At 55.4% G+C, this 3,895-nt stretch carries 4 protein-coding genes; 1 reads left to right on the top strand and 3 read right to left on the bottom strand.

Annotation, left to right across the window (positions count from 1 at the left end; translation table 11 throughout):
* Positions 1-67 precede the first annotated feature (67 nt).
* The 3 genes from CNE01S_RS23780 to glpE all read right to left on the bottom strand — a co-directional run bounded on the left by CNE01S_RS23780 (position 68) and on the right by glpE (position 2,069).
* Positions 68-826, bottom strand: a complete 759-nt coding sequence (locus CNE01S_RS23780; RefSeq protein WP_008457897.1) for a DeoR/GlpR family transcriptional regulator — start codon at positions 824-826, stop codon at positions 68-70.
* A 17-nt stretch (positions 827-843) separates the two neighbouring features.
* On the bottom strand, positions 844-1,665 hold the full coding sequence (gene glpG, locus CNE01S_RS23775; protein WP_061279144.1) for a rhomboid family intramembrane serine protease GlpG: 822 nt from the start codon (positions 1,663-1,665) through the stop codon (positions 844-846).
* A gap of 77 nt (positions 1,666-1,742) precedes the next feature.
* A complete protein-coding gene (gene glpE, locus CNE01S_RS23770; protein ID WP_061279142.1) occupies positions 1,743-2,069 on the bottom strand; it encodes a thiosulfate sulfurtransferase GlpE in 327 nt (108 codons plus the stop codon).
* Between the two features lie 195 nt (positions 2,070-2,264).
* Here glpE and glpD point away from each other — a divergent pair, with 195 nt between their 5' ends.
* The gene (glpD, locus tag CNE01S_RS23765) at positions 2,265-3,773 is read left to right on the top strand and encodes a glycerol-3-phosphate dehydrogenase (RefSeq protein WP_061279140.1); all 1,509 of its coding nucleotides are present in this window, start codon (positions 2,265-2,267) and stop codon (positions 3,771-3,773) included.
* The last annotated feature ends 122 nt before the right edge of the window (positions 3,774-3,895 follow it).

The following is a 3,895-nucleotide window of genomic DNA, read 5'->3' as shown; positions in this document are numbered from 1 at the left end:
CCTTAGCCAATCCTACAGAGGGCGTATTTGTGACTAAGTGACAGCGTCCTCACTGAGTGTACAAACCTCAGCACAGCTCCAGCTGCACGTTATTCTCTTTAATCACCTGCATCACCCCCGCCGGCGGCACCACATCGGTGTACACGGTATCCACCAGGCTAATACTGCCCAGGTTCACCATCGCATTACGGCCAAACTTCGAGTGATCTACTACTAACAGCACGCTGCGGGAGTTTTCGATAATCGCGCGCTTGGTGCGAACCTCGTGGTAGTCAAACTCCAGCAGTGAACCGTCGCTGTCGATGCCGCTGATGCCGAGAATGCCGAAGTCGAGGCGGAACTGGGAAATAAAGTCCAGCGTGGCCTCGCCGATGATACCGCCATCGCGGCTGCGCAGTTCCCCGCCGGCCAGGATAATCCGGAAATCTTCTTTCGCCATCAGCGTGTTCGCCACGTTGAGGTTGTTGGTCACAATACGCAGATTGCTGTGATTAAGCAGCGCATGCGCCACCGCTTCTGGCGTGGTACCGATGTCGATAAACAGCGTGGCGCCGTTCGGGATCTGGCTGGCCACTTTCTGCGCAATACGCTCTTTTTCCGCGGTTTGCGTTGCTTTTCGATCGTGCCACGGAGTGTTGACCGAGCTGGAAGGCAGAGCGGCGCCACCGTGATGGCGCAGAATCATATTCTGGTCGGCCAGGTCGTTTAAATCACGGCGGATGGTTTGCGGGCTGACGGCAAACTGTTCCACCAACTCTTCGGTACTGACGTATCCCTGCTGCTTAACCAGCTCAATAATCGCGTCATGACGTTGTGTTTGCTTCACAAGCTACTCCAGCATTGTTATGTTCGTTTTCGCGCATTCAGGGTATCTACCAGCGCCATCGCCAGCCCGACCAGCATGCCGGTCAGGTGAGCTGGAATAACGACTGACTGAGTAAAGACCTCAATAACCAGCCAGATGACGGCAAAGGCCAGCAGACCACGCTGCATCTGCAGCCCGCTGTCGGGGTCTCGCTCTCCGCGCAGCCAGACATAGCCCATCAGCGCAAACACCGTCCCCGACAGGCCGCCAAACAGCGGGCCGGTAAATTTCGCCTGCATAAAGCCGCTCAGCAGGGTGGAGATAAGCGTCAGCGTCAGCAATTTGCCGGTGCCGAGGCGCTTTTCCAGCGCACCGCCCAGATACCACCACCATAGTAGGTTAAAGAGGATGTGCATCAAGGAGAAATGCAGTAGTCCGTGCGTGAAATAGCGCCAGAACTCAAAGCGCTGCTCGGGCACGAGCGGCCAGCCAAGCACGGAAATAACCGGGCCGAAGCCCACGATATTCAGCAGTACAAAAAGCGCGATACACAGGCCAATAACGAGGAGGGTTAGCGGCCCGGCACGCTCTTTGATGGTGGCGAAAAACGGATAGCGTTTATAGCTGAAGCTAACGCCGCTGTGGCCGGTGCTCCAACTGGCCGCCTGATAGCGCGGGTCGCCAGGATTTGCGACGAACCTTTCCAGCTCTGCGCGCACGATCTGCACCTGGCTTTCATCCGCCAGCCAGACATCGCTTTGAGTATGCTGCTGAATAGTAAGAATAACGCCCTGAGTTGCCATGTAATCGACAAAAGCCTGCGCAACGCGCGGGTTGGCGAAAGAGGTAATCATGATCATGAAAGTTTAACCAAGTTCGTCTATAAAGCCGTACAAAGGCAAGCAGTATACCCGCAGGGAGCGAAAACGGCTGAACTTTACGCGCCGTGAGCGACTTCGGCCGGGAAGTGACGGTGCCAGGCGTCAAAGCCGCCGTCGATGCTATAGACCTGGTCATAGCCCTGCTGCAGCAAATACTGGGCGGCGCCTTTGCTGCTGTTGCCGTGGTAGCACATCACCATGACCGGCGTGTCGAAGTCGGTTTGCTGCATAAAATTCACCAGCGTGTCGTTGGTGAGGTGATAAGCCCCCGGCGTGTGTCCCATGGTAAAGCTCTGCGGATCGCGGATGTCTACTAATACCGCCTGCTGCTGCTGGAGTTTCTGGTGTGCTTCTTCCACACCAATACATTCAAATTGATCCATGGTTTTACTCGTCGAGAAAGAAAGGAAACAAGGGGCATGTTAAGGCATAGCGCCCCGCTGGCGCTGATATTAACGCCAATATGTTATCCATATCACGTAGAAATGTTTTTATTTCGTTACCAAAGCGGACGAACACTTGCTATTATGAGCGATATCGAACATTTTTGAGCTTTAACGAAAGTGCGTGAGGGCAACATGGAAACCAAAGATCTGATTGTTATTGGCGGTGGAATCAACGGCGCCGGTATTGCGGCGGATGCCGCTGGCCGCGGGTTATCCGTGTTAATGCTGGAGGGGCAGGATCTGGCCTGTGCTACCTCTTCCGCCAGCTCTAAGCTTATTCACGGCGGCCTGCGCTACTTGGAACATTACGAGTTTCGTCTGGTGAGTGAAGCCCTTGCCGAGCGTGAAGTGCTGCTGAAAATGGCACCGCATATTGCCTTCCCGATGCGCTTTCGTTTGCCGCACCGGCCGCACCTTCGTCCGGCATGGATGATTCGAACTGGCCTGTTTATGTACGATCATCTGGGCAAACGCACCAGCCTCCCGGCTTCTGCCAGCTTGCGTTTTGGCGCAGACTCCGTGCTGAAGCCTGAAATCGTGCGCGGTTTCGAATATTCCGACTGCTGGGTGGATGACGCTCGTCTGGTGCTGGCCAACGCTCAGATGGTGACGCGCAAAGGTGGTGAGGTGAAAACCCGTACCCGCGCGATTAAAGCGACACGTGAAAACGGCATGTGGGTGGTTGAGGCGCAGGACATTGATACCGGCGAAACCTTCACCTGGCGCGCGAAAGGCCTGGTGAATGCTACCGGCCCTTGGGTGAAAACCTTCTTTGATGAAGGCCTGCAGTTGCCGTCTCCTTACGGTATCCGCCTGATCAAAGGCAGCCACATTGTGGTGCCGCGCGTGCATACCCAGAAACAGGCCTACATCCTGCAAAACGAAGACAAACGTATCGTGTTCGTGATCCCTTGGATGGATGAGTTCTCCATCATCGGCACCACCGACGTGGAGTACCACGGCGACCCGAAAGCGGTACAAATTGACGATAAAGAAGTGAGCTATCTGCTGAATGTTTACAACGCTCACTTCAAAAAGACGCTGACCAAAGACGATATCGTCTGGACCTATTCTGGCGTGCGCCCGCTGTGTGACGATGAGTCGGATTCTCCGCAGGCCGTTACCCGCGATTACACCCTGGATATCCATGACGAAAACGGCCAGGCTCCGCTACTGTCGGTCTTCGGCGGCAAGCTGACCACCTACCGTAAGCTGGCCGAGCACGTGCTGGATAAGCTTGAGCGTTACTACCCGAACATCGGCCCGGCATGGACTAAAGAATGCCGCCTGCCAGGCGGTGACATCGGCGGCGATCGCGATGACTACGCGGCAAAACTGCGTCGTCGCTACGGTTTCCTGAGCGAAAGCCTTGCTCGCCACCTGGCGCGTACCTATGGCAGCAACAGCGAGCTGGTGCTGGGAGAAGCCAAAACCCTGAGCGATCTGGGGGAAGATTTTGGCCATGAGTTCTATGAAGCCGAGCTTCGCTACCTGGTTGAGCATGAATGGGTCAAATGCGCGGAAGATGCGCTATGGCGTCGTACCAAGCTGGGCATGTGGCTGAATGAAGAACAGCAGACTCGGGTGTCGCAGTGGCTGGTAAAGCAGGCGGCTAAAGCGGGATTGTCGCTGGCGTCTTAAATATCTTTGAACCCTTTTTCAGTACGAGTATGCAGAACCGGTGGCAGATTCCGTTCACTTCCTGTCCTGTTTCATATGTCACCACTGCACCGGTGAACGACTCGGGGAAGTCACCGTCACTT

Source organism: Cedecea neteri NBRC 105707 = ATCC 33855 (genome assembly GCF_001571265.1).
In the GTDB taxonomy this organism is placed as follows: Bacteria; Pseudomonadota; Gammaproteobacteria; order Enterobacterales; family Enterobacteriaceae; genus Cedecea; species Cedecea neteri.
The sequence above is the reverse complement of the archived record's forward strand: the minus strand, read 5'-3'. Positions and strand labels throughout refer to the sequence as shown.

Bases quoted from the DNA above. Each gene is read 5' to 3' on its own strand.
- glpD (WP_061279140.1), top strand. From the start codon at position 2,265: ATGGAAACCAAAGATCTGATTGTTATTGGCGGTGGAATCAACGGCGCC.
- glpG (WP_061279144.1), bottom strand. From the start codon at position 1,665: ATGATCATGATTACCTCTTTCGCCAACCCGCGCGTTGCGCAGGCTTTT.
- glpE (WP_061279142.1), bottom strand. From the start codon at position 2,069: ATGGATCAATTTGAATGTATTGGTGTGGAAGAAGCACACCAGAAACTC.